The sequence below is a fragment of the Streptococcus sp. OH4692_COT-348 genome (assembly GCF_003859975.1).
Taxonomy (GTDB): Bacteria; Bacillota; Bacilli; order Lactobacillales; family Streptococcaceae; genus Streptococcus.
In genome coordinates, this window is the sequence record NZ_RQZB01000003.1 from 35,489 (window position 1) to 58,526 (window position 23,038).

Sequence of the window (23,038 nt, forward strand, 5' to 3'; positions counted from 1 at the left end):
AATGAAAAAAGAACAAATTCCCAATCTCTTAACAATAGGTCGAATTCTCTTTATACCTATTTTTATCTTTATTTTAACGATAGGAAATTCGCTAGAAAGTCATATAGTAGCAGCTATTATATTTGCTATTGCCAGTATTACCGACTATTTAGATGGATATTTAGCTCGTAAATGGAGTGTGGTTAGCAACTTTGGGAAGTTTGCGGATCCAATGGCGGATAAGTTGCTAGTTATGTCAGCTTTTATCATGTTGATTGAGTTGGGTATGGCTCCGGCTTGGATTGTTGCGGTGATCATCTGTCGTGAGTTGGCTGTGACAGGTTTAAGGCTTTTATTGGTTGAAATTGGTGGAACAGTTTTAGCAGCAGCAATGCCTGGAAAAATTAAAACTTTCAGCCAGATGTTTGCGATTATTTTCTTGCTATTACATTGGACTTTGCTTGGTCAAGTTCTACTTTATGTAGCCTTGTTTTTCACTATCTACTCTGGCTATGATTATTTCAAGGGTAGTGCCTATGTATTTAAAGGGGCATTTGGTTCGAAATGAAATCAATAATTGATGTAAAAAATCTTTCTTTTCGCTATAAGGAAAGTCAGGAGTACTATGATGTGAAGGATATTACGTTTCACGTGAAACGTGGAGAATGGCTTTCGATTGTAGGACATAATGGTAGCGGTAAATCAACGACGGTTCGATTAATTGATGGTTTACTGGAAGCAGAATCTGGAGAGATTGTAATTGATGGTCAACGGTTGACTGAGGAAAATGTTTGGAATATACGTCGTCAAATCGGTATGGTTTTTCAAAATCCAGATAATCAATTTGTTGGAGCGACTGTTGAAGATGATGTTGCATTTGGTTTGGAAAATCAGGGACTTTCTCGTCAAGAAATGAAAAAGAGAGTGGAAGAAGCTCTGGATTTGGTTGGCATGTTGGACTTTAAAAAGAGAGAGCCAGCGCGTCTATCAGGTGGTCAAAAGCAACGTGTTGCTATTGCAGGTGTTGTAGCCCTAAGACCAGCGATTCTAATTCTAGATGAGGCAACGAGTATGTTGGATCCTGAGGGGCGTAGAGAACTGATTGAGACAGTAAAAGGAATTCGAAAAGACTATGATATGACGGTCATTTCCATTACACATGATTTGGAAGAAGTCGCCATGAGTGATCGTGTATTGGTCATGAAAAAAGGGGAAATTGAATCAACCAGTAGCCCAAGAGAACTTTTCTCTCGAAATGATTTAGATCAAATTGGATTAGACGATCCTTTTTCCAATCAATTAAAATATTCTTTGAGCCAGAATGGCTATGATTTACCTGAAAATTATTTGACAGAAAGTGAGCTAGAGGATAAGCTATGGGAATTGCTCTAGAAAATGTGAGTTTTACGTATCAAGAAGGGACACCCTTAGCCTCAACAGCTTTGTCGGATGTTTCTTTGACGATTGCAGATGGTTCTTATACGGCTTTAATTGGGCACACAGGTAGTGGTAAATCAACTATTTTACAACTCTTAAATGGATTATTGGTACCAAGTCAAGGGAGTGTGCGAGTTTTTGATACTTTAATCACCTCGACTTCTAAAAATAAAGATATTCGTCAAATTAGAAAACAAGTTGGCTTGGTATTTCAGTTTGCTGAAAATCAGATTTTTGAAGAAACGGTTTTGAAAGACGTTGCTTTTGGACCGCAAAATTTTGGAGTTTCTGAAGAAGATGCGGAGCAGATTGCGCGTGAGAAACTGGCTCTGGTTGGAATTGATGAATCACTTTTTAATCGCAGTCCGTTTGAGCTATCAGGTGGACAAATGAGACGTGTGGCCATTGCAGGCATACTTGCCATGGAACCAGCCATATTAGTCTTAGATGAGCCCACAGCAGGCCTAGATCCCCTGGGAAGAAAAGAGTTGATGAACTTGTTCAAAAAACTCCACCAGTCAGGGATGACCATTGTCTTAGTAACGCATTTGATGGATGATGTTGCTGAATATGCGAACCAGGTATATGTGATGGAAAAGGGACGTTTAGTTAAAAGGGGGAAACCGAGTGATGTCTTTCAAGATGTTGTCTTCATGGAAAAAGTACAGTTGGGAGTACCTAAAATTACGGCCTTTTGTAAACGATTGGCTGATAGAGACGTGTCATTTAAACGATTACCGATTAAGATAGAGGAGTTCAAGGAGTCGCTAAATGGATAGTATGATTTTGGGGCGTTATATCCCAGGGAATTCGATTGTTCACCGATTGGATCCACGTAGCAAATTGCTTGCTATGATGTTACTGATTTTAATCGTTTTTTGGGCTAATAATCCCTTGACGAATCTAATTCTTTTTATAGCGACAGGGATATTTATTGCCTTGTCAGGAGTATCTCTTTCATTTTTTATTCAGGGCTTGAAATCTATGTTTTTCTTGATTGCCTTCACAACTATTTTTCAATTATTTTTCATTTCTAATGGAAATGTTTTATTTGAGTTTTCGTTTGTGAGAATCACAGATTATGCTTTGCAACAAGCTGGAATTATTTTTTGTCGCTTTGTATTGATTATTTTCTTTTCAACTTTGTTAACCTTAACGACCATGCCCTTAAGTTTGGCATCAGCTGTCGAAGCTTTATTAGCACCTTTAAAGCGTGTGAAAGTTCCAGTTCATGAAATTGGCTTGATGCTGTCCATGAGTCTACGTTTTGTTCCGACCTTGATGGATGATACGACGCGGATTATGAATGCACAGAAAGCGCGTGGAGTGGATTTTGGTGAAGGAAGCATTGTTCAAAAGGTGAAGGCTATGATTCCCATTTTGATTCCTCTTTTTGCGACAAGTTTAAAACGTGCAGATTCCTTGGCTATCGCTATGGAAGCGCGTGGTTATCAGGGGGGAAAAGGCAGAAGTCAATACCGACAACTGAAATGGACTAGAAAGGATACGCTGACTATTCTTGTTATTCTCGTACTTGGTTGTTGCTTATTTTTCTTAAAATCTTAGTAGCTTTCAGGAATTGATAAAAAATTACTGTAACAGTTTTTGATATAAAGGTAGGGATATGAACCGTTTTAAAAAATCAAAATATGTCATTATTGTTTTTGTCACTGTTCTGCTTGTGTCCGCTCTCTTAGCGACGACTTATTCAAGTACAATTGTGACAAAATTAGGAGATGGAATCTCATTGGTTGATAGAGTTGTAAAAACCCCTTTTCAGTGGTTTGATTCTGTCAAATCAGATTTGGCTCATTTGACACGAACATATAATGAAAATGAAAGTTTGAAGAAACAGATTTACCAATTAGAAGTTAAATCAAATGAGGCGGAAAGTTTAAAGACAGAAAATGAACAACTGCGCCAATTGCTTGATATGAAGTCCAAATTGCAAGCTACAAAGACTTTAGCAGTAGATGTTATTATGCGTTCTCCAGTATCTTGGAAGCAGGAATTGACCCTGGATGCAGGCAAATCAAAAGGGGTTTCTGAAAATATGTTAGCCATTGCAAATGGTGGTTTGATTGGGAGTGTTTCAAAAGTAGAGGATAACTCTACTATGGTCAACCTTCTGACAAATACGGAAAATGCTGATAAGATTTCTGTTAAAATTCAACATGGTTCTACAACAATTTATGGGATTATTGTTGGCTATGACAAGGAAAATGAGGTTCTTAAAATTAGTCAATTAAATAGTAATAGCGATATTAGTGCAGGCGATAAGGTGACAACGGGTGGATTAGGAAACTTTAATGTTGCTGATATTCCTGTTGGTGAAGTGGTTGCCACAACGCATAGTACGGACTATTTGACACGAGAAGTAACTGTTAAATTGAGTGCAGATACTCATAATGTGAGTGTGATAGAATTAGTGGGGAATTCATAATGAGACAGCTGAAGCGGGTTGGAGTGTTTTTATTGCTTCCTTTCTTTGTTCTAATTGATGCTCATATTAGCCAGCTTTTGGGCTCATTATTTCCCCATGTACAGTTAGCTAGTCATTTTCTATTTTTGTTTCTCTTATTTGAGACGATTGAAGTATCAGAGTATCTCTATTTAGCCTATTGTTTTGTGGTGGGTTTGGTTTATGACATTTACTTTTTCCACTTGATAGGGATTGCGACTTTGTTGTTCGTCTTGTTGGGGGTATTTCTCCATAAATTTAATAGCGTTATTTTATTGAATCGTTGGACGAGAATGTTGGCAATTATTGTCATAACTTTTCTATTTGAGATGGGGGCATATATACTTGCATTAGTGGTAGGTTTAACTGTGGATAGTATGTCTTTGTTCATAGTCTATAGTTTAGTTCCATCAATGATTTTGAATTTTGTATGGATAGTCATTTTCCAGTTTATTTTTGAAAAATATTATCTATGAGAAAGAAATACAAATGTAATAAAGGCGTAATATTTATTATGTCTTTTTTTTGGTATACTAGTATTGTCTTAAATAGAAGGAGTATCTACATAATATGAAGAAAAAAATCTTAGCGTCACTTTTACTAAGTACAGTGATGGTTTCTCAAGCAGCTGTTTTAACAAATGCGCATGCAGAGACTACTGATGAAAAAATTGCTGCTCAAGATAATAAAATTAGTAACTTAACAGCACAACAACAAGAAGCTCAAAAACAAGTAGATCAAATCCAAACACAAGTTTCAACAATTCAAACAGAACAGTCTAATCTACAAGCAGAAAATGAAAGATTACAGGCAGAATCTAAAAAGCTTGAAGGAGAGATCACTGAGCTTTCTAAGAATATTGTTGCTCGTAATGATTCGTTGGAAAAGCAAGCTCGTAGTGCTCAAACAAATGGGGCGGCGACTAGCTACATTAACACAATTGTAAACTCAAAATCAATTACTGAAGCTATTTCACGTGTTGCAGCTATGAGTGAGATTGTATCAGCTAATAATAAAATGTTAGAACAACAAAAGGCTGATAAAAAGTCAATTGCTGAAAAGCAAGTTGCTAATAATGAAGCTATTAACACAGTAATCGCTAATCAACAAACACTTGCTGATGATGCACAAGCGTTGACAACTAAACAAGCAGAGTTGAAAGTTGCTGAGTTAAACCTTGCTGCTGAGAAAGCTACCGCTGAGGATGAAAAAGCAAGTTTACTTGATCAAAAAGCGGCAGCAGAAGCAACTGCCAAAGCAGCAGCAGAAGCAGAAGCAGCTTATAAAGCTAAACAAGCAAGTCAACAACAAACGGTTGTTGATTCTGGGAATACAACTTTCACTGCACAAGTTCAAGCAGTATTTAGTTCGTCTGAATCATCTTCAAGCAGTGCTTCAACAGAATCAACAAGCTATACTCCTGCGCCAGTGACACATCGTCCAACATATAGTACAAATGCTTCAAGTTATCCAACAGGAGAGTGTACATGGGGAGCTAAGACATTGGCACCTTGGGCTGGAGACTACTGGGGTAATGGAGCACAGTGGGCTACAAGTGCAGCAGCTGCAGGATTCCGTACAGGATCTACACCTCAAGTTGGTGCGATTGCATGTTGGAATGATGGTGGATATGGACACGTAGCCGTAGTTACAGCTGTTTCATCATCAACAAGTATCCAAGTATCTGAATCAAACTATGGTGGAAACCGTACAATCGGAAATAAACGTGGATGGTTTAATCCTACTACAACTTCAGAAGGTTTTGTAACATATATCTATCCAAACTAATGAATAAGACGAAGAGGCTCGATTTGAGTCTCTTTTATAATTTATATAGTTACCTTACTTTAAAAATCTACTAAAATCACTTGAAAATATTGAAAAAGTATGGTAAAATGAAACTTGTCGTGTGAACGATAATACTCATTCTTGATGAATTGTGAAACAGTTGCCTTTGGGTCGTTTTGCGAGTTGAAGTCAAGAAGAGGAAAAAAACAAAAAGGAGAAATACTCATGGCAGTAATTTCAATGAAACAACTTCTTGAGGCTGGTGTACACTTTGGTCACCAAACTCGTCGCTGGAACCCTAAGATGGCTAAGTACATCTTCACTGAGCGTAACGGAATCCACGTTATTGACTTGCAACAAACTGTAAAATACGCTGACCAAGCTTATGATTTCATGCGTGATGCAGCAGCTAACGATGCAGTTGTATTATTTGTTGGTACTAAGAAACAAGCAGCTGATGCAGTTGCTGAAGAAGCAGTACGTTCAGGTCAATACTTCATCAACCACCGTTGGTTGGGTGGAACTCTTACAAACTGGGGAACAATCCAAAAACGTATCGCTCGTTTGAAAGAAATCAAACGTATGGAAGAAGATGGAACTTTTGAAGTTCTTCCTAAGAAAGAAGTTGCACTTCTTAACAAACAACGTGCACGTCTTGAAAAATTCTTGGGTGGTATCGAAGATATGCCTCGTATCCCAGATGTGATGTACGTAGTTGACCCACATAAAGAGCAAATCGCTGTTAAAGAAGCTAAAAAATTGGGAATCCCAGTTGTAGCGATGGTTGACACAAATACTGATCCAGATGATATCGATGTAATCATCCCAGCTAACGATGACGCTATCCGCGCTGTTAAATTGATTACAGCTAAATTGGCTGACGCTATCATCGAAGGACGTCAAGGTGAAGATGCAGTAGCAGTTGAAGCAGAATTTGCAGCTTCAGAAGCTCAAGCAGATTCAATTGAAGAAATCGTTGAAGTTGTAGAAGGCGACAACGCTTAATTTATACAAATAGTAATTACCTAGGAGGGCGGGGCTTAGCCCGGCTCTCCTATTTTTAAAAAATATAGGAGAATCAAAATGGCAGAAATTACAGCTAAACTTGTAAAAGAGTTGCGTGAAAAATCTGGTGCCGGTGTTATGGACGCTAAAAAAGCGCTTGTAGAAACAGACGGTGACATCGAAAAAGCGATTGAATTGCTTCGTGAAAAAGGTATGGCTAAGGCAGCTAAGAAAGCTGACCGTGTTGCTGCAGAAGGTTTGACTGGTGTTTATGTTAACGGTAATGTTGCAGCAGTTATTGAAGTAAACGCTGAAACTGACTTCGTTGCGAAAAACGCTCAATTCGTTGAATTGGTAAATACTACAGCTAAAGTTATTGCTGAAGGAAAACCTGCTAATAATGAAGAAGCACTTGCTTTGACAATGCCTTCAGGTGAAACTCTTGAAGCTGCATACGTATCTGCAACAGCAACTATCGGAGAAAAAATCTCATTCCGTCGCTTTGCATTGATTGAAAAAACAGATGCACAACACTTTGGTGCTTACCAACATAATGGTGGACGTATCGGTGTTATTTCAGTTGTTGAAGGTGGAGACGAAGCACTTGCTAAACAATTGTCAATGCACATCGCAGCGATGAAACCAACAGTTCTTTCTTACAAAGAATTGGATGAGCAATTCGTTAAAGATGAGTTGGCACAATTGAACCATGTAATCGACCAAGACAACGAAAGCCGTGCAATGGTTAACAAACCAGCTCTTCCACACTTGAAGTATGGATCAAAAGTACAATTGACTGATGAAGTGATCGCTCAAGCTGAAGCTGATATCAAAGCTGAATTGGCTGCAGAAGGCAAACCAGAAAAAATTTGGGACAAAATCATCCCAGGTAAAATGGATCGCTTCATGCTTGATAACACTAAAGTTGACCAAGCTTATACACTTCTTGCACAAGTCTACATCATGGATGACAGCAAGACAGTTGAAGCATACCTTGAATCAGTTAACGCTTCAGTAGTTGAGTTTGCTCGCTTTGAAGTTGGTGAAGGTATCGAGAAAGCTGCAAACGACTTCGAAGCTGAAGTTGCAGCTACAATGGCAGCAGCCTTGAATAACTAATAATAAAAAGGAAGCAATTTGGCTTCCTTTTTTCTATGCAGTAGATCCTTATAGGGAGAGTTTCCTATTTTCAAGGTATAAATAAAAAGCCCTATAATGAGGGCTAAGTGTATTTAGGAGACTACACTTCAAATTCATAGAGTGCTGTAGACAAATAACGTTCGCCGTTATCTGGTGCTAGAGCAAGGACTTTTTTACCTGTACCTAATTTTTTAGCAACTTCAATTGCTCCGTAGATAGCCGCAGCTGAAGAAATACCAACAAGGAATCCTTCTTTTCCACCAATCTCACGGCCAAGCGCCAGAGCATCGTCTGATGTTACACGAACGATACCATCATAGGCGTTTGTATCAAGTGTATCAGGAATAAATCCAGCTGAGATACCTTGAATTTTGTGAGGGCCAGGTTTTTCACCAGACAGAATAGCAGATTCGTCTGCTTCTACTGCAAAAACTTGAATACTTGAATTTGCTGTTTTGAGTGCATGAGAAACACCAGAAATTGTTCCACCAGTACCAACTCCAGCAACAAAGGCATCTAATCCATCTTTACCGAAAGCAGCTAGTATCTCAGCTCCTGTTGTTCTTTCATGTACTTCTGGATTAGCTGGATTGTCAAATTGTAGTGGTAGGAAACCATCACGTTCAGCAGCGATTTCTTGAGCCTTAGCAATAGCACCTTTCATTCCTTCGCTACCAGGAGTTAGGACGAGTTCAGCGCCATAAGCTTGGATAATCTTACGTCGTTCTACACTCATAGTTTCAGGCATAACGATGACAACTTTATACCCTTTAGCAGCACCTACCCATGAAAGTCCAATACCAGTGTTTCCACTTGTTGCTTCAACAATAGTAGAACCAGGTTTCAGAATCCCCTCTTGTTCAGCTTTTTCAATCATGCTAAGAGCAATACGGTCTTTTACAGACGAACCAGGGTTAAATGCTTCAAGCTTTACGTAAACGTCCGCAGCACCTTCTGGCACAATATTGTTGAGTTTAACGATTGGAGTTTGACCGATTAATTCAGTAATGTTGTTATAAATAGACATATGGATACCTCTTTGTATAAGATATTTCTAGTATAACGCTATCTATACCATTTGTAAAATATAGAAATCCTATCGAAGCGATAGGATTTTTTTATATCATAGGTCTAAGCCATTAATTTTTAAGCGATTGTGGTAGGCTAATTCTAGTAAATATGTATAAAGTGGAACGATATCCGTTTTCTTAGGAAATTCAAATTTATGAGAACTAAAATGTTCATTATGTGCTTTTAGAAAGACATTTTCTAAATAAGTAATAGTAATTTCACTATCATCTATACCTGCTCCAGCAGTTTCCATTTCCACGTTAACAACGTTCATCAAAAAGATTGATTTAATAGACATCTTACGACCAGTAGCGCCTTGTTTATCTGTAAAGATAATACGGATATTTGTAAATATAATTGAGTCACGAATCAGTTTATATCCACTTTGAATTTCTTCATTTTCTAGTAGATATTGTCCATATTCTTTGATAAGAGTTTCTTTGTTTTGCTCGCTAAAGTTACCAGCGAGTCCTTGAATGAATTTTCCAAATGCCATATTTTTCTCCTTTATTTACACTAAGTTTACAGGAACTTCAACTTCACGTAAACCTTGATCAGTTAAAGTAACTTTTCCATTAAAAAACTCTACCAGTGCAGCTTTAATATTTTCTTTTTCTTCTTTATCAACATAAATCATCGTATCAATTTGATCTGTAAAGTTTGTATCCAGTTCCATGAGATTATGTTCCTTAAGGAAGTTACTGTACTCTTGATACTGAGCGTAAGACATTTGAATAGCAATGCCAGCCTGTTCCTTTATTTCAATGATGCCAATTTCTTTGACAGCTAAGGCAACACTACCAGCGTAAGCACGAATCAATCCTCCAGCGCCTAGTTTAATGCCACCAAAGTAGCGTGTCACTACCACACAGACATTAGTAAGATTGTGATTTTCTAGTACCCCAAGCATGGGAACGCCAGCAGTACCACTGGGCTCACCATCATCACTTGTACGTTTGATTTCACTACGTTCTCCAATGATAAAGGCTGAGCAGTTATGCGTAGCTTTGTAGTGTTCTTTCTTGATGGTAGTAATGAAGTCACGAGCCTCTTCTTCGCTATAAACACGCTTGGCATGACAGATAAAGCGTGATTTTTTGATTTCTTCTTGGACTTGACCGTCCTCTTTGATTGTTCTAAATTCCATGATTTAATTGTACTAAAAAATTATCTAAAGCGCTAGGTTTTTACGAATAAAGAAGTATGAAAGTAAATCCAAATTATCTCGGCCGCTTGTTTACTGAGAATGAATTATCAGAAGAGGACCGTCAGTTAGCGGAGAAACTTCCAGCAATGAGAAAGGAGAAGGGGAAATTTTTCTGTCAACGTTGTAATAGTACTATTCTAGAAGAATGGTATTTGCCTATCGATGCTTACTATTGTCGGGAGTGCTTAATTATGAAGCGAGTTAGGAGTGATCAATCTTTATACTATTTTCCGCAGGAGGATTTTCCGAAGCAAGATGTTCTTAAATGGAGTGGTAAATTAACTCCTTTTCAAGAGAAGGTATCACAGGGACTGATTCGAGCAGTAGACAAGCAGGAGCCAACGTTAGTTCATGCGGTTACAGGAGCTGGAAAGACAGAAATGATTTATCAAGTAGTGGCCAAAGTGATTGATGAAGGTGGTGCAGTATGTTTGTCCAGTCCTCGCATAGATGTTTGTTTGGAGCTATACAAGCGCCTGCAACAGGATTTTTCTTGCGAGATAGCTTTGTTACACGGAGAATCAGAAGCTTATTTTAGAACACCACTAGTTGTTGCGACAACTCATCAGTTATTGAAGTTTTATCAAGCTTTTGATTTGCTGATAGTGGACGAAGTAGATGCTTTTCCTTACGTTGACAATCCCACGCTTTACTGTGCTGTCAAGAATAGTGTAAAGGAGAATGGCTTGAGAATCTTTTTAACAGCGACTTCGACTGATGAGTTAGATAGGAAGGTTCGCATAGGAGATCTAAAACGATTGAGCTTGCCAAGACGATTTCATGGAAATCCGTTGATTATTCCTAAACCTGTCTGGTTATCGGATTTTAATCACTATTTAGAGAAAAATCGGTTGTCACCAAAGTTAAAGTCCTATATTGAGAAACAGAGAAAGACAGCTTATCCGTTACTCATTTTTGCTTCAGAAATTAAGAAAGGGGAGCAGTTAAAAGAAATCTTACAGGAGCAATTTCCTAATGAGAAAATTGGCTTTGTATCTTCTGTAACAGAAGATAGATTAGAGCAGGTACAAGCTTTTCGAGATGGAGAACTGACAATACTTATCAGTACGACAATATTGGAGCGTGGAGTTACCTTCCCTTGTGTGGATGTTTTCGTAGTAGAGGCCAATCATCGCCTTTTTACCAAGTCTAGCTTGATTCAGATTGGTGGACGAGTTGGGCGAAGCATGGATAGACCGACAGGAGATTTGCTTTTCTTTCATGATGGGTTAAATACTTCAATCAAGAAGGCAATTATGGAAATTCAGCAGATGAATAAGGAGGCGGGTCTATGAAGTGCTTATTGTGTGGGCAGACTATGAAGGCTGTTTTAACTTTTAGTAGTCTCTTACTTCTGAGGAATGATGTTTCCTGTCTTTGTTTAGATTGTGATTCTACTTTTGAGAGAATTGGAGAAGAGTACTGTCCAAACTGTATGAAAACAGGGTTGTCAACAAAGTGTCAAGATTGTCAATTTTGGTGTAAAGAAGGAGTTGAGGTCAGTCATAAAGCGATTTTTACTTACAATCAAGCTATGAAGGATTTTTTCAGTCGGTATAAGTTTGACGGAGACTTCCTTTTAAGAAAAGTGTTCACTTCATTTTTAAGTGAGGAGTTGAAAAAATACAAAGAGTACCAATTTGTAGTTATTCCCCTAAGTCCTGAAAGATTGCTTGAGAGGGGATTTAACCAGGTTGAAGGTTTAGTTGGAGCAGCAGGATTCTCGTATTTGGATTTATTAGAGAAAAGAGAAGAGCGGGCCAGTTCTTCTAAAAGTCGTTCAGAACGCTTGAAGACAGAACTTCCTTTCTTTATTAAAAGTGGAGTTACTATTCCTAAAAAAATCCTACTTATAGATGACATTTACACTACTGGAACAACTATAAATCGTGTGAAGAAACTGTTGGAAGAGGCTGGTGCTGAGGATGTCAAAACATTTTCCCTTGTAAGATGAGGAAAAAATTTGCAAAACTAAAATGAAAGCGTTATAATGAAATCAGAAAAACAAAAATGTTTAGAAAGAAGGTACTCATATGATTAAATATAGTATCCGTGGTGAAAACCTAGAAGTAACAGAAGCAATTCGTGATTATGTAGTTTCTAAACTCGAAAAGATCGAAAAGTATTTTCAAGCTGAACAAGAGTTGGATGCTCGAGTAAACTTGAAGGTGTATCGTGAAAAAACGGCTAAAGTGGAGGTGACGATTCCGCTTGGCTCAATTACTCTTCGTGCAGAAGATGTGTCTCAAGATATGTATGGTTCAATTGACCTTGTAACTGATAAAATTGAACGTCAGATTCGTAAAAATAAAACAAAAATTGAGCGTAAAAATAAAAATAAGGTAGCAACTAGTCAATTATTTACAGATGTATTAGTTGAAGATTTGAATGTTGTACAACCAAAAGTGGTTCGTTCAAAACAAATTGATTTAAAACCAATGGATTTGGAAGAAGCTATTCTACAGATGGATTTGTTGGGACATGATTTCTTTATCTATGTGGATGTTGAAGATCAGACAACCAATGTGATTTATCGTCGTGAGGATGGAGAAATTGGTCTGTTAGAGGTTAAAGAATCTTAAAATTGAAATGACTAATTAAAGTGGTTTACACCAGTGTAAACCACTTTTGTATTGCATCATTACACAAGGCATAAATGGAGGTAGTCATGAAAGACGTAGTTATTGTTTCGGCAGTGCGAACTCCTCTAGGTTCCTTTGGCGGGAGCTTAAAGAATGTTTCTGCTGTTGATTTGGGATCTTTAGTAATTAAGAGTGCTTTGGAAAAAGCGAATATTAAACCAGAGCAGGTAGATGAAGTAATTATGGGGAATGTTCTAGGCGCAGGTTTAGGCCAAAATGTGGCTCGCCAAATGAGTATTCATGCTGGGCTTCCTGAATTTACACCAGCCTTTACCATTAATAAGGTTTGTGGTTCCGGTTTGAAGGCAGTTCAGTTAGCTGCTCAAGCAATTCAGTGTGGGGATGCAGATATTATTGTTGCTGGTGGTGCAGAAAACATGAGTCAAGCTCCATATGTTTTGCCAAACTTTCGCTGGGGTGGCCGTATGGGAGATTCGAAAGTGGTAGATACCATGATTAAGGACGGTTTGTCTGATGCCTTTAACGAATACCATATGGGGATTACAGCTGAGAATGTGGCCAAAGAATATGATATTAGTCGAGATATTCAAGATGCTCTTGCTTTGGAATCACAAAAACGAGCAGTAGCGGCTATAGAGTCTGGACGCTTTAAAGAAGAGATTGTGCCAGTGGTCATTACTCAACGTAAAGGCGATCCTATCGTCTTTGATACAGATGAATTTCCTAGAAAAGATGCTAGCTTGGAGAGTCTGTCTGAGCTAGGTCCTGTTTTCAAAAAAGACGGCTCTGTCACAGCGGGAAATGCTTCAGGAATCAATGACGGGGCAGCAGCTGTCTTAATCATGAGTGCTGAAAAAGCTGAAGAATTAGGACTCCCAGTGATTGCTCGCATTCGTTCGTATGCAAGTGCAGGTTTGGATCCTAAGATTATGGGATGTGGACCGATTTATGCGACTCGCAAGGCACTTGAAAAATGCAATTTGACAGTTGATGATCTTGACTTAATTGAGTCAAATGAAGCCTTTGCTGCTCAGGCTTGTGCGGTTGGGAAAACACTTGGTTTTAGCACAGATATTGTCAATGTCAATGGTGGCGCGATTGCTCTTGGTCATCCGATTGGGGCTTCAGGTTGCCGAATCCTGGTGACTCTGGTACATGAGATGATGAAACGTGATGCTAAAACTGGTTTAGCAACTCTCTGTATCGGAGGAGGGATGGGGATAGCCCTTATCGTAGAGCGTTAAAACAGATAGATAAAGATATAGAATTAGGTTAAGTGGAAATCAGGGGGATGATTTATGTATCCTCCTATTTGCTCATAAATCTATAATTAACAGGCTATTTACCTCTTTTAAAAGTCGCTTTTTAAGGGCATTTGTGATATAATAATGCGCAAGAGGTTTAGAATGAAAAAAATTAAATTGACTCCGTTTTCGGTGATTCTACTTGGGATTATAACCTTCGGAATTCTGACAGTGATGATTCTTTTTTCAAAAAATAATATAGTAACAATTGGTGTTTTATTTTTATTTGTGCTTCTTTATTTGATTTTATTCATCTGGAATAAAAAAAAGTATGAAAATAGAGAAATTAAACAAATTCAATATGTGAATCATCAGGCAGAAAACAGCTTGAATACTTTATTGGATCAGATGCCGGTTGGTGTTTTAAAACTAGATTTATCTAGTGGGGAGGTAGAGTGGTTTAATCCGTATGCAGAGCTAATTTTAACAACTGAAGAGGGAGAGGTTGATATAGCCTTAATTCAGACTATTATCAAGGCTTCTGTGGGGAATCCAGGTTCTTATGCCACCTTGGGTGAGACCCGCTATTCGGTTCATATGGACAAGGCATCTGGAGTTCTTTACTTTTTTGATGTGTCTGGAGAATACGAAGCGACTGTCGAGTTAGTAACGAGTCGGCCTGTGATTGGTGTCGTTTCTGTTGACAACTACGATGACTTAGAAGATGAAACATCGGAGTCTGATATCAGTCATATCAATAGTTTTGTAGCAAATTTTGTTTCAGAATTTGCTGGGAAGCATGCCATGTTCTCCCGTCGAGTGAGTATGGATCGTTTTTATCTATTTACGGACTATACGGTACTTGAGGGCTTGATGAAAGATAAATTTTCGGTTATTGATGCTTTCAGAGAAGAGGCGAAACAGAGACAGTTGCCATTGACCTTAAGTATGGGGTTTTCTTATGGTGATGGAAATCATGATGAAATAGGGAAAGTTGCATTGCTCAATTTGAACTTGGCTGAAGTGCGTGGTGGCGACCAGGTGGTTGTCAAGGAAAACGACGAAACAAAAAATCCAGTTTATTTTGGTGGTGGGTCTGCTGCCTCAATCAAGCGTACACGGACCCGTACGCGCGCTATGATGACAGCTATTTCAGATAAGATTCGAAGTGTAGATCAGGTTTTTGTAGTTGGTCACAAAAATCTAGATATGGATGCTTTGGGTTCTGCTGTAGGTATGCAGTTATTTGCCAGCAATGTGACTGAAAATAGCTATGCTATTTATGATGAAGAACAAATGTCGCCGGATATTGGACGAGCTGTTTCATTCTTAGAAAAAGAAGGAGTTACGAAGTTGTTGTCTGTTAAGGATGCAATGGGGATGGTGACCAATCGTTCTTTGTTGATTCTTGTAGACCATTCAAAGACAGCTTTAACTTTATCAAAAGATTTTTATGATTTATTTACCCAAACCATCGTCATCGACCACCACAGACGGGATCAGGATTTTCCAGATAATGCGGTTATTACTTATATCGAAAGTGGTGCAAGTAGTGCCAGTGAGTTGGTAACGGAATTGATCCAGTTCCAGAATTCTAAGAAAAATCGTTTGAGTCGTATGCAAGCAAGCGTCTTGATGGCTGGTATGATGTTGGATACTAAAAATTTCACCTCGCGAGTGACTAGTCGGACATTTGATGTTGCTAGCTATCTCAGAACGCGCGGAAGTGATAGTATTGCTATCCAAGAAATCGCTGCGACCGATTTTGAAGAATATCGTGAGGTCAATGAACTGATTTTACAGGGATGTAAATTAGGCTCCGATGTATTGCTAGCAGAGGCTAAGGACTCGAAATGCTATGACACAGTTGTTATTAGTAAGGCAGCAGATGCCATGTTAGCTATGTCAGGTATTGAAGCGAGTTTTGTTCTTGCGAAGAACACACAAGGATTTATCTCTATCTCAGCTCGAAGTCGTAGTAAACTGAATGTACAACGGATCATGGAAGAGTTGGGAGGTGGAGGTCACTTCAATTTGGCAGCAGCTCAAATTAAAGATTTAACCTTGTCAGAAGCAGGTGAAAAACTGACAGAAATTGTATTAAATGAAATAAAGGAAAAGGAGAAAGAAGAATGAAAGTAATCTTTTTAGCAGATGTTAAAGGAAAAGGTAAAAAAGGCGAAATTAAGGAAGTACCAACAGGGTATGCGCAAAACTTTCTTATCAAAAAGAATCTAGCCAAAGAAGCGACCGCTCAAGCTGTAGGTGAACTTCGTGGTAAACAAAAATCAGAAGAGAAAGCTCACGCTGAGATGATTGCAGAAGCAAAAGCAATTAAAGCCCAACTAGAAGCAGAGGAAACTATTGTAGAATTTGTTGAAAAAGTTGGCCCAGATGGCCGTACTTTTGGTTCAATTACGAATAAGAAGATTGCAGAAGAATTGCAAAAGCAATTTGGAATTAAGATTGATAAACGTCATATTCAAGTACAAGCTCCGATTCGGGCGGTTGGTTTGATCGATGTACCAGTGAAAATTTATCAAGATATCACAAGTGTGATCAATCTTCGTGTGAAAGAAGGGTAAATTTACACTTTCTTGACAAGATTGTAAAAGGAAGGGAAGTCTGATGGCAGAAGTAGAAGAGTTACGAGTACAACCTCAAGATATCTTAGCTGAACAATCCGTTTTGGGGGCTATTTTTATTGACGAGAGTAAGCTTGTTTTTGTGCGAGAATATATTGAATCTCGGGACTTTTTTAAGTATGCCCATCGTTTGATTTTCCAAGCCATGGTTGATTTATCCGATCGTGGCGATGCTATTGATGCAACAACGGTTCGTACCATTCTGGATAATCAAGGTGATTTACAGAATATTGGTGGCCTGTCTTACCTAGTTGAGATTGTCAATTCTGTGCCAACTTCTGCTAATGCGGAGTATTATGCTAAAATTGTTGCAGAAAAGGCTATGCTACGGCGATTAATCGCCAAGTTGACAGAGTCTGTCAATCAAGCTTACGAGGCTTCACAACCAGCTGATGAAATCATTGCTCAAGCAGAAAAAGGTCTGATTGATGTTAGTGAAAATGCAAATCGAAGTGGATTTAAGAACATTCGAGATGTATTGAATGTCAACTTTGGAAATCTGGAGGCTCGTTCTCAACAAACGACTGATATTACAGGTATTGCGACCGGTTATCGTGATTTGGATCATATGACAACTGGTCTTCATGAGGAGGAGTTGATTATCTTAGCAGCTCGTCCGGCGGTTGGTAAGACAGCCTTTGCCTTGAATATTGCTCAGAATATTGGGACTAAGTTGGACAAAACGGTTGCTATTTTTTCACTGGAAATGGGTGCGGAAAGTCTAGTGGATCGTATGTTGGCGGCAGAAGGTTTGGTAGAATCGCATTCTATCCGTACGGGTCAATTGACTGATGAGGAGTGGAAAAAATATACCATTGCTCAAGGGAATCTAGCTAATGCAAGTATCTATATCGATGATACGCCAGGGATTCGGATTACAGAGATTCGTTCTCGTTCACGTAAATTAGCTCAAGAAACTGGAAATCTTGGTTTGATTTTGATAGACTATTTGCAGCTTATCACGGGAACTGGTCGAGAAAATCGTCAACAAGAGGTTTCAGAAATTTCACGTCAGTTGAAAATCCTAGCCAAGGAACTGAAAGTTCCAGTAATCGCTCTAAGTCAGCTTTCTCGTGGTGTAGAACAACGTCAGGATAAGAGACCGGTCTTGTCTGATATTCGTGAATCTGGGTCTATTGAGCAGGACGCTGATATCGTAGCCTTTCTTTATCGTGATGACTACTATGAGCGTGGTGGTGAAGAAGAGGAAGGAATACCAAATAATAAGGTAGAAGTTATTATCGAGAAAAACCGTAGTGGAGCTCGTGGAACGGTGGAATTGATTTTCCAAAAAGAATACAATAAATTTTCAAGTATCTCAAAGAGGGAGGAATAAGATGTCAGATGCATTTACAGATGTAGCCAAGATGAAAAAAATCAAAGAAGAAATCAAGGCACATGAGGGACAAGTCGTAGAAATGACTTTGGAGAATGGTCGTAAGCGCCAAAAAAATAGATTGGGTAAGCTAATTGAGGTTTATCCATCCCTATTTATCGTTGAATTTGGAAACGTTGAAGGAGATAAACAAGCTAATGTTTACGTTGAATCCTTTACTTACTCAGATATCCTTACAGAAAAGAATTTGATTCATTATCTTGACTAAAGTGAGAAATTTTCTCACTTTTTCTTTTTTCTCCGAATAATTTAAGTGAAGGCAATCTTCGATTTATATTATTTTTCAAGGAGGAAGAATGAAAGTTTTACCATTCAAAGTAACAGAATTTTCTTTTAGAAAATCAGCTAAAAAAGTTGTTCCCTTTTTAGTAGTAGGATTGATGCTAGCAGCGGGTGATAGTGCATATGCCTATTCCGGAGGAAATGGATCGATTGCGCGTGGGGATGATTATCCTGCTTATTATAAAAATGGCAGTCAGGAAATTGATAAGTGGCGCATGTATTCTCGTCAGTGTACTTCTTTTGCAGCCTTTCGCTTAAGTGGTGTAAATGGTTTTGAGATTCCGGCAGCTTATGGAAATGCGAATGAATGGGGTCATCGTGCTCGTCGTGAAGGGTATCGTGTAGATAATACACCAGCTATTGGCTCCATTGCTTGGTCTACTGTAGGGACTTATGGTCATGTTGCCTGGGTGTCAAATGTAATGGGAGATCAGATTGAGATTGAAGAATACAACTATGGGATAAGGGAATCTTATAATAAGCGCGTCGTGAAGGCCAATACCATGACTGGTTTTATTCATTTTAAAGATTTAGCTGGAGGCAGTGCAGGGAATAGTCAAACTTCAGTTTCCACAGGAGGAACACATTCTTTCAAGGCTAAGGCTGCTATCAAAAATCAGCCTCTAGCTAGCGCAACTGCGATTGATTACTATTATACTGGCGATAATGTTCATTATGATCAAGTTCTTGAAAAAGATGGGTACAAGTGGTTGAGTTATACGGCTTATAATGGAAGCCGTCGTTATGTTCAGTTGGAGGCTGTGAATACAAATCCTCTTGTTTCTCACGTTCTAAATGATTCTCGTATCTCTTCCACAGGAGGAACACATTTTTTTAAGGCTAAATCTGCTATCAAGACTCAGCCCCTAGCTAGCGCAACTACAATTGATTATTATTACTCTGGAGAGAACGTTCATTATGATCAGATTCTCGAAAAAGATGGATATAAATGGTTGAGTTATACTGCTTATAATGGAAGTCGTCGCTATGTTCAGTTGGAAGAAGTTTCGCACTCGGATGTTCACCAACCAGAAAATATCTCTAACAACAATACGGATAGTAGTTTGGCTATAAATTGGAAGAAAGTAAATGGTAGTTGGTATCATTTTAAATCCAATGGTTCTAAATCAACGGGATGGCTAAAAGATGGTTCTAACTGGTATTATTTGAAATCGTCAGGCGAAATGCAGACAGGCTGGTTACAGGAGAAAGGATTTTGGTATTATCTAGATGATTCAGGGGCAATGAAAACGGGCTGGTATCAAGTATCTGGTAAGTGGTATTATTCTTACTCTTCAGGTGAGCTAGCTGTTAATACTATAGTGGACGGTTATACTGTAAATCATAACGGTGAGTGGATTAAAGAAAAATAAACTAAAAAACTTGATTCATTATCATTTTTAACTATATTCAAAAGTAATTAGCACTATTTTAAATATTTACTTGAAGCGTTCTTATATCTTTTTTATTGTAGCTTGTTTGATATTAACTATTTTCATGGGATAAATTCTTTAATAAATAATTTATTGCTTATCTAGGTTTCCGTAGTATTAAGTAATTTAAAATATGTTTATATTGATTTCACTCTGTACTAGTCAATATAAACATATTTTTTGAACATACTTAATATATCGCTTGATTAATATATGTTAAAGAGTTATAATATGAAGAAAATATGATTCCAAAAAGGGGCGTTTTAAAAATGAACAAAAAGAAAATGATTTTAACTAGTTTGGCTAGTGTGGCTGTTTTAGGTGCTACATTTGTTGCATCTCAACCGTCAGTTGTGAAAGCTGATGACAAACCTACAGCTGCTCAACCTACTGGAGAAACTAAGCCTACACCTACGGCTGAAAAACCAAAAACTGAGGTTGAAAAAGCCAAGGAAGCTGAAAAAGAAGCTAACGCTAAAGTTGATGAAGCTCAATCTAAAGTAGATAGAACAACTACTGCAGCAACTGATGCAGCTACTAAACTTGAAACAGAGAAAAAAGAAGCTGCTGAGGCTGATGTTGCAAAAACTAAAGCTGAAGAAACTAAGAAAACGGCTGACGATGAATTAGCTAAAGCAAAAGCAGAAGCTGCTAAAGCTGACTCTAAAGCAAAAGCAGAAGCCGCAAAAGCAGAAGCCGCTGCAAAAGAAGAAGCAGAAGCTAAAGAAGCTTTAACTGAAGCTTTGAAACAAATTCCTGATAACGAATTGCTTGACAAAAAAGCAAAAGAAGAATTATTAAAGTCTGCTGAGTCTGGTGAATTAAATGCTTCTGATATTCTTGCTGAGTTAGCAGATGATGCTGAAAAAGCACAAGATACTAATCCAACAATTAAAACAGAAACTCCTGTATCTAAGGACAAGCTTCCTGAAGAGGTGCAAGCGGGAATTGAAGAAGGTGAAGTAGCGGATGCTGCTCGTCCTGAATCAGAAAAATTGCAAGATAAAGCTGATGATTTAACTGAAACAATTGAAAACTTAACGGATGATGCTGAGAAATTAAAAGCCGATGCTGAAAAGAAAGCTGAAACACTCAAAAAACAGGAAGATACTTTAAAAGAAGCAAAAGAAGCTCTTAAATCTGCTAAAGATAATGGATTTGCTGAAGATATCACAGCACCGTTAGAAAAAGCTGTAACTGCGATTGAAAAAGAACGCGATACTGCGAAGTCTGAATTTGATGAAGCTGATGAAAAAATTCAGGCTGCTACAGCTGAAATTCAAGATTTAACTGAAAAACGTGATAATCTTCTTGAAGAAGTAAAAAAAGCAGAAGCAAAAGAAGCTGCAGAACCAGCTAAACCAGCAGAAGAAACTCCAGAGGAAGAAGCTGAACCAACCGAAGCTGAAAAAGCTGCTAAAGCTAAAGCAGAGGCTGATGCTAAAGTTACTGAATTAGAGAAAAAAGTAGCTGAAGAAGCTAAAAAGGTTGAAGAAGCTACAGCTAAAGCTAAAAAAGAAGCAGCTGATGTAACTGCTACTGAGACTGCAAAAGCAGAAGCGGACAAAGCTAAAGCTGACGCAGAAGCTGAATTAGCTAAAGCAAAAGAAGCAGCGGCTAAAGCGAAAGCTAAAGTTGAAGAAGAAGTTAAAAAAGAGGAAGAAGCTACACAAGCAGAAGCAGCTAATTTAGAAGCTTTAAAAGGTGCTTTAGAGCAACTTGAAAAAACTGCTGAAGATAAAATCAACAAGGACGATAGCATTAAACCTGAAGATAAAGCGAAAGCTATCGAAGAAGCAAAAGCTGAAATCGGTAAAGAAGCTTTATTACAAGCGATTGAAGATGGAGTTCTTACAGCTACTCAAGCTATAGATGAATTCGTTAACGATGGGAATACAAAAGATAAAGCTCCTGAAGCTTATAAAACTAAAGAATTAACTGCTGACGAAACTAAAAAAATTGATGAAGCAGCTAAAAAAGAAGATTCTAAACCGATTGTTAAAAAACTTATAGACATTGCTGATGATTTAGCTGAAAAAATTGAACAATTAACTAACGAAGCTGATGAAGATAAAGCTGACGCTGCTGAAAAGGCTAAGGTAGTAGAAGAGAAGAATGCTGCGTTAGATAAACAAAAAGAAACTTTAGAAAAAACTAAAACTGCTCTTGAAACTGCTAAGAAAAACAATGCGGATCAAGCTATCCAAGATGGATTGCAAGATGCTGTAACTAAACTAGAAGCTTCAGTTGCTTCTGCTAAATCAGCTAGTGATGAAGCCAAAACTGATTTCGACGAAGTGAACGAATTGGTTCAAGAGGACGACGATGCAATTACTAGACTAACTGATGATTACAACGCAACTTTAGGTTACATCGAAAACTTAAAAGAAGTTCCTAAGGGTGAAGAACTGAAAGACTTTAGTGGTGGTGTAAATCCTAGTGATGCACCTTCTGACGACGCTAAACAACTTGACGAAGTACCAAGTGCTCTTAATGCTCCTGAATTCAACGGTGGTGTGAATCCTAGTGACTCTCCTTCTGGAGATCATGGCTCTGATTTCAATGGTGGGGTAAATGATGCAACACCTCCTACTGTAGCCGATGCTTCAGAATATAGTGGAGGAGTTAATGCGGCTGATGCTCCTGTAGCTGAGGTAGCTCCGGAATTCAACAGTGGAGTTAATAGTTTAGAAGCAGCAATTAACGAAGTCCCAGCGTATGTAGAAACAGGCGCCCCAGCAATTACTGAAGTCCCAGCGTATGCAGAGACAGGCGCCCCAGCAGTTACTGAAGTCCCAGCGTATGCAGAGACAGGCGCCCCAGCAATTAACGAAGTTCCAGCGTATGCAGAAACAGGCGCCCCAGCAATTACTGAAGTTCCAGCGTATGCAGAAACAGGCGCCCCAGCAATTACTGAAGTCCCAGCGTATGCAGAAACAGGCGCCCCAGCAATTACTGAAGTTCCAGCGTATGCAGAAGCAGGCACCCCAGCAATTAACGAAGTTCCAGCGTATGCAGAAGCAGGTACCCCAGCAATTAACGAAGTTCCAGCGTATGCAGAAGCAGGTACCCCAGCAATTAACGAAGTTCCAGTGTATGCAGAGACAGGCGCCCCAGCAATTAACGAAGTCCCAGAATATACTCTTACAACAGCAGGTACTAACAAGGATAATACTTATCAAGCACCAGCAGCAAAAGCAGAAGATAAAAAAGAACTTCCAAATACTGGTGGTAAAGATAATGTTGCAGTTGCATCATTAGGATTCCTTGGATTGTTCCTTGGTGCTATTCCATTTGTGAAACGTAAGAACTAATTTATTTTAGTATCTTGAAAGAGAGGGAATAAC

22 protein-coding genes are annotated in these 23,038 nt (G+C 38.5%); 19 read left to right on the plus strand and 3 right to left on the minus strand.

The features are described from left to right. Position 1 precedes the first annotated feature (1 nt). The 9 genes from pgsA to tsf all read left to right on the plus strand — a co-directional run bounded on the left by pgsA (position 2) and on the right by tsf (position 7,789). The gene (pgsA, locus tag EII37_RS02090; protein ID WP_124787434.1) at positions 2–547 is read left to right on the plus strand and encodes a CDP-diacylglycerol--glycerol-3-phosphate 3-phosphatidyltransferase; all 546 of its coding nucleotides are present in this window, start codon (positions 2–4) and stop codon (positions 545–547) included. Then, positions 544–1,371: an energy-coupling factor ABC transporter ATP-binding protein gene (locus EII37_RS02095; protein ID WP_124787435.1), complete on the plus strand. Its 828-nt coding sequence runs from the start codon at positions 544–546 to the stop codon at positions 1,369–1,371. The genes pgsA and EII37_RS02095 overlap by 4 nt, the downstream gene beginning before the upstream one ends. Continuing rightward, positions 1,356–2,195 (plus strand): energy-coupling factor transporter ATPase, encoded by an 840-nt coding sequence (locus EII37_RS02100; RefSeq protein ID WP_124787436.1) that lies wholly within the window; start codon positions 1,356–1,358, stop codon positions 2,193–2,195. The genes EII37_RS02095 and EII37_RS02100 overlap by 16 nt, the downstream gene beginning before the upstream one ends. Next, entirely contained in the window at positions 2,188–2,982 is a 795-nt protein-coding gene (locus EII37_RS02105) for an energy-coupling factor transporter transmembrane protein EcfT (RefSeq protein ID WP_124787437.1), read from the plus strand. Before EII37_RS02100 ends, EII37_RS02105 begins: the two co-directional genes overlap by 8 nt. 58 nt (positions 2,983–3,040) lie before the next feature. After that, positions 3,041–3,859 (plus strand): rod shape-determining protein MreC, encoded by an 819-nt coding sequence (mreC, locus tag EII37_RS02110; protein ID WP_124787438.1) that lies wholly within the window; start codon positions 3,041–3,043, stop codon positions 3,857–3,859. Further along, the gene (gene mreD, locus EII37_RS02115) at positions 3,859–4,353 is read left to right on the plus strand and encodes a rod shape-determining protein MreD (protein ID WP_124787439.1); all 495 of its coding nucleotides are present in this window, start codon (positions 3,859–3,861) and stop codon (positions 4,351–4,353) included. The genes mreC and mreD overlap by 1 nt, the downstream gene beginning before the upstream one ends. Before the next feature lie 94 nt (positions 4,354–4,447). Further along, entirely contained in the window at positions 4,448–5,665 is a 1,218-nt protein-coding gene (gene pcsB, locus EII37_RS02120; protein ID WP_124787440.1) for a peptidoglycan hydrolase PcsB, read from the plus strand. A gap of 225 nt (positions 5,666–5,890) precedes the next feature. Then, positions 5,891–6,670: a 30S ribosomal protein S2 gene (gene rpsB, locus EII37_RS02125; protein WP_007556349.1), complete on the plus strand. Its 780-nt coding sequence runs from the start codon at positions 5,891–5,893 to the stop codon at positions 6,668–6,670. A gap of 78 nt (positions 6,671–6,748) precedes the next feature. Next, a complete protein-coding gene (gene tsf, locus EII37_RS02130; protein ID WP_124787441.1) occupies positions 6,749–7,789 on the plus strand; it encodes a translation elongation factor Ts in 1,041 nt (346 codons plus the stop codon). Between the two features lie 121 nt (positions 7,790–7,910). On the opposite strand, the gene cysK is transcribed toward tsf, so the two are convergent. The 3 genes from cysK to EII37_RS02145 all read right to left on the minus strand — a co-directional run bounded on the left by cysK (position 7,911) and on the right by EII37_RS02145 (position 10,028). Continuing rightward, positions 7,911–8,837: a cysteine synthase A gene (gene cysK / locus EII37_RS02135; RefSeq protein WP_124787442.1), complete on the minus strand. Its 927-nt coding sequence runs from the start codon at positions 8,835–8,837 to the stop codon at positions 7,911–7,913. Positions 8,838–8,933: 96 nt separating this feature from the next. Further along, the gene (locus EII37_RS02140) at positions 8,934–9,377 is read right to left on the minus strand and encodes a PH domain-containing protein (RefSeq protein WP_124787443.1); all 444 of its coding nucleotides are present in this window, start codon (positions 9,375–9,377) and stop codon (positions 8,934–8,936) included. 15 nt (positions 9,378–9,392) lie between these two features. Continuing rightward, complete coding sequence (locus EII37_RS02145; RefSeq protein WP_124787444.1) at positions 9,393–10,028, minus strand: YigZ family protein; 636 nt, start codon at positions 10,026–10,028, stop codon at positions 9,393–9,395. Between the two features lie 56 nt (positions 10,029–10,084). On the opposite strand from EII37_RS02145, the gene EII37_RS02150 reads away from it, so the two are divergent. The 10 genes from EII37_RS02150 to EII37_RS02195 all read left to right on the plus strand — a co-directional run bounded on the left by EII37_RS02150 (position 10,085) and on the right by EII37_RS02195 (position 23,005). After that, a complete protein-coding gene (locus tag EII37_RS02150; RefSeq protein WP_124787445.1) occupies positions 10,085–11,383 on the plus strand; it encodes a DEAD/DEAH box helicase in 1,299 nt (432 codons plus the stop codon). Further along, positions 11,380–12,042 (plus strand): ComF family protein, encoded by a 663-nt coding sequence (locus EII37_RS02155; RefSeq protein ID WP_124787446.1) that lies wholly within the window; start codon positions 11,380–11,382, stop codon positions 12,040–12,042. The genes EII37_RS02150 and EII37_RS02155 overlap by 4 nt, the downstream gene beginning before the upstream one ends. A 79-nt stretch (positions 12,043–12,121) precedes the next feature. After that, positions 12,122–12,670, plus strand: a complete 549-nt coding sequence (hpf, locus tag EII37_RS02160) for a ribosome hibernation-promoting factor, HPF/YfiA family (protein ID WP_124787447.1) — start codon at positions 12,122–12,124, stop codon at positions 12,668–12,670. An 86-nt stretch (positions 12,671–12,756) separates the two neighbouring features. Beyond that, positions 12,757–13,935, plus strand: a complete 1,179-nt coding sequence (locus EII37_RS02165; protein ID WP_124787448.1) for an acetyl-CoA C-acetyltransferase — start codon at positions 12,757–12,759, stop codon at positions 13,933–13,935. Positions 13,936–14,097: 162 nt separating this feature from the next. Continuing rightward, entirely contained in the window at positions 14,098–16,071 is a 1,974-nt protein-coding gene (locus EII37_RS02170; protein WP_124787449.1) for a DHH family phosphoesterase, read from the plus strand. Beyond that, the gene (gene rplI, locus EII37_RS02175) at positions 16,068–16,520 is read left to right on the plus strand and encodes a 50S ribosomal protein L9 (RefSeq protein WP_000864213.1); all 453 of its coding nucleotides are present in this window, start codon (positions 16,068–16,070) and stop codon (positions 16,518–16,520) included. The genes EII37_RS02170 and rplI overlap by 4 nt, the downstream gene beginning before the upstream one ends. A 43-nt stretch (positions 16,521–16,563) precedes the next feature. Then, on the plus strand, positions 16,564–17,916 hold the full coding sequence (gene dnaB / locus EII37_RS02180) for a replicative DNA helicase (RefSeq protein WP_124787450.1): 1,353 nt from the start codon (positions 16,564–16,566) through the stop codon (positions 17,914–17,916). Between the two features lies 1 nt (position 17,917). Continuing rightward, positions 17,918–18,184, plus strand: coding sequence for a Veg family protein (locus EII37_RS02185; protein WP_001278169.1), 267 nt, complete (start codon positions 17,918–17,920; stop codon positions 18,182–18,184). An 88-nt stretch (positions 18,185–18,272) separates the two neighbouring features. Then, positions 18,273–19,631 carry a choline binding-anchored murein hydrolase CbpD gene (cbpD, locus tag EII37_RS02190; protein WP_124787451.1) on the plus strand — a complete coding sequence of 453 codons (1,359 nt, stop codon included), beginning with the start codon at positions 18,273–18,275 and terminating at the stop codon, positions 19,629–19,631. 329 nt (positions 19,632–19,960) lie between these two features. Continuing rightward, positions 19,961–23,005: an SIALI-17 repeat-containing surface protein gene (locus tag EII37_RS02195; RefSeq protein ID WP_124787452.1), complete on the plus strand. Its 3,045-nt coding sequence runs from the start codon at positions 19,961–19,963 to the stop codon at positions 23,003–23,005. Positions 23,006–23,038 lie beyond the last annotated feature (33 nt).

Bases quoted from the DNA above. Each gene is read 5' to 3' on its own strand.
- pgsA (WP_124787434.1), top strand. From the start codon at position 2: ATGAAAAAAGAACAAATTCCCAATCTCTTAACAATAGGTCGAATTCTC.
- EII37_RS02095 (WP_124787435.1), top strand. From the start codon at position 544: ATGAAATCAATAATTGATGTAAAAAATCTTTCTTTTCGCTATAAGGAA.
- EII37_RS02100 (WP_124787436.1), top strand. From the start codon at position 1,356: ATGGGAATTGCTCTAGAAAATGTGAGTTTTACGTATCAAGAAGGGACA.
- EII37_RS02105 (WP_124787437.1), top strand. From the start codon at position 2,188: ATGGATAGTATGATTTTGGGGCGTTATATCCCAGGGAATTCGATTGTT.
- mreC (WP_124787438.1), top strand. From the start codon at position 3,041: ATGAACCGTTTTAAAAAATCAAAATATGTCATTATTGTTTTTGTCACT.
- mreD (WP_124787439.1), top strand. From the start codon at position 3,859: ATGAGACAGCTGAAGCGGGTTGGAGTGTTTTTATTGCTTCCTTTCTTT.
- pcsB (WP_124787440.1), top strand. From the start codon at position 4,448: ATGAAGAAAAAAATCTTAGCGTCACTTTTACTAAGTACAGTGATGGTT.
- rpsB (WP_007556349.1), top strand. From the start codon at position 5,891: ATGGCAGTAATTTCAATGAAACAACTTCTTGAGGCTGGTGTACACTTT.
- tsf (WP_124787441.1), top strand. From the start codon at position 6,749: ATGGCAGAAATTACAGCTAAACTTGTAAAAGAGTTGCGTGAAAAATCT.
- cysK (WP_124787442.1), bottom strand. From the start codon at position 8,837: ATGTCTATTTATAACAACATTACTGAATTAATCGGTCAAACTCCAATC.
- EII37_RS02140 (WP_124787443.1), bottom strand. From the start codon at position 9,377: ATGGCATTTGGAAAATTCATTCAAGGACTCGCTGGTAACTTTAGCGAG.
- EII37_RS02145 (WP_124787444.1), bottom strand. From the start codon at position 10,028: ATGGAATTTAGAACAATCAAAGAGGACGGTCAAGTCCAAGAAGAAATC.
- EII37_RS02150 (WP_124787445.1), top strand. From the start codon at position 10,085: ATGAAAGTAAATCCAAATTATCTCGGCCGCTTGTTTACTGAGAATGAA.
- EII37_RS02155 (WP_124787446.1), top strand. From the start codon at position 11,380: ATGAAGTGCTTATTGTGTGGGCAGACTATGAAGGCTGTTTTAACTTTT.
- hpf (WP_124787447.1), top strand. From the start codon at position 12,122: ATGATTAAATATAGTATCCGTGGTGAAAACCTAGAAGTAACAGAAGCA.
- EII37_RS02165 (WP_124787448.1), top strand. From the start codon at position 12,757: ATGAAAGACGTAGTTATTGTTTCGGCAGTGCGAACTCCTCTAGGTTCC.
- EII37_RS02170 (WP_124787449.1), top strand. From the start codon at position 14,098: ATGAAAAAAATTAAATTGACTCCGTTTTCGGTGATTCTACTTGGGATT.
- rplI (WP_000864213.1), top strand. From the start codon at position 16,068: ATGAAAGTAATCTTTTTAGCAGATGTTAAAGGAAAAGGTAAAAAAGGC.
- dnaB (WP_124787450.1), top strand. From the start codon at position 16,564: ATGGCAGAAGTAGAAGAGTTACGAGTACAACCTCAAGATATCTTAGCT.
- EII37_RS02185 (WP_001278169.1), top strand. From the start codon at position 17,918: ATGTCAGATGCATTTACAGATGTAGCCAAGATGAAAAAAATCAAAGAA.
- cbpD (WP_124787451.1), top strand. From the start codon at position 18,273: ATGAAAGTTTTACCATTCAAAGTAACAGAATTTTCTTTTAGAAAATCA.
- EII37_RS02195 (WP_124787452.1), top strand. From the start codon at position 19,961: ATGAACAAAAAGAAAATGATTTTAACTAGTTTGGCTAGTGTGGCTGTT.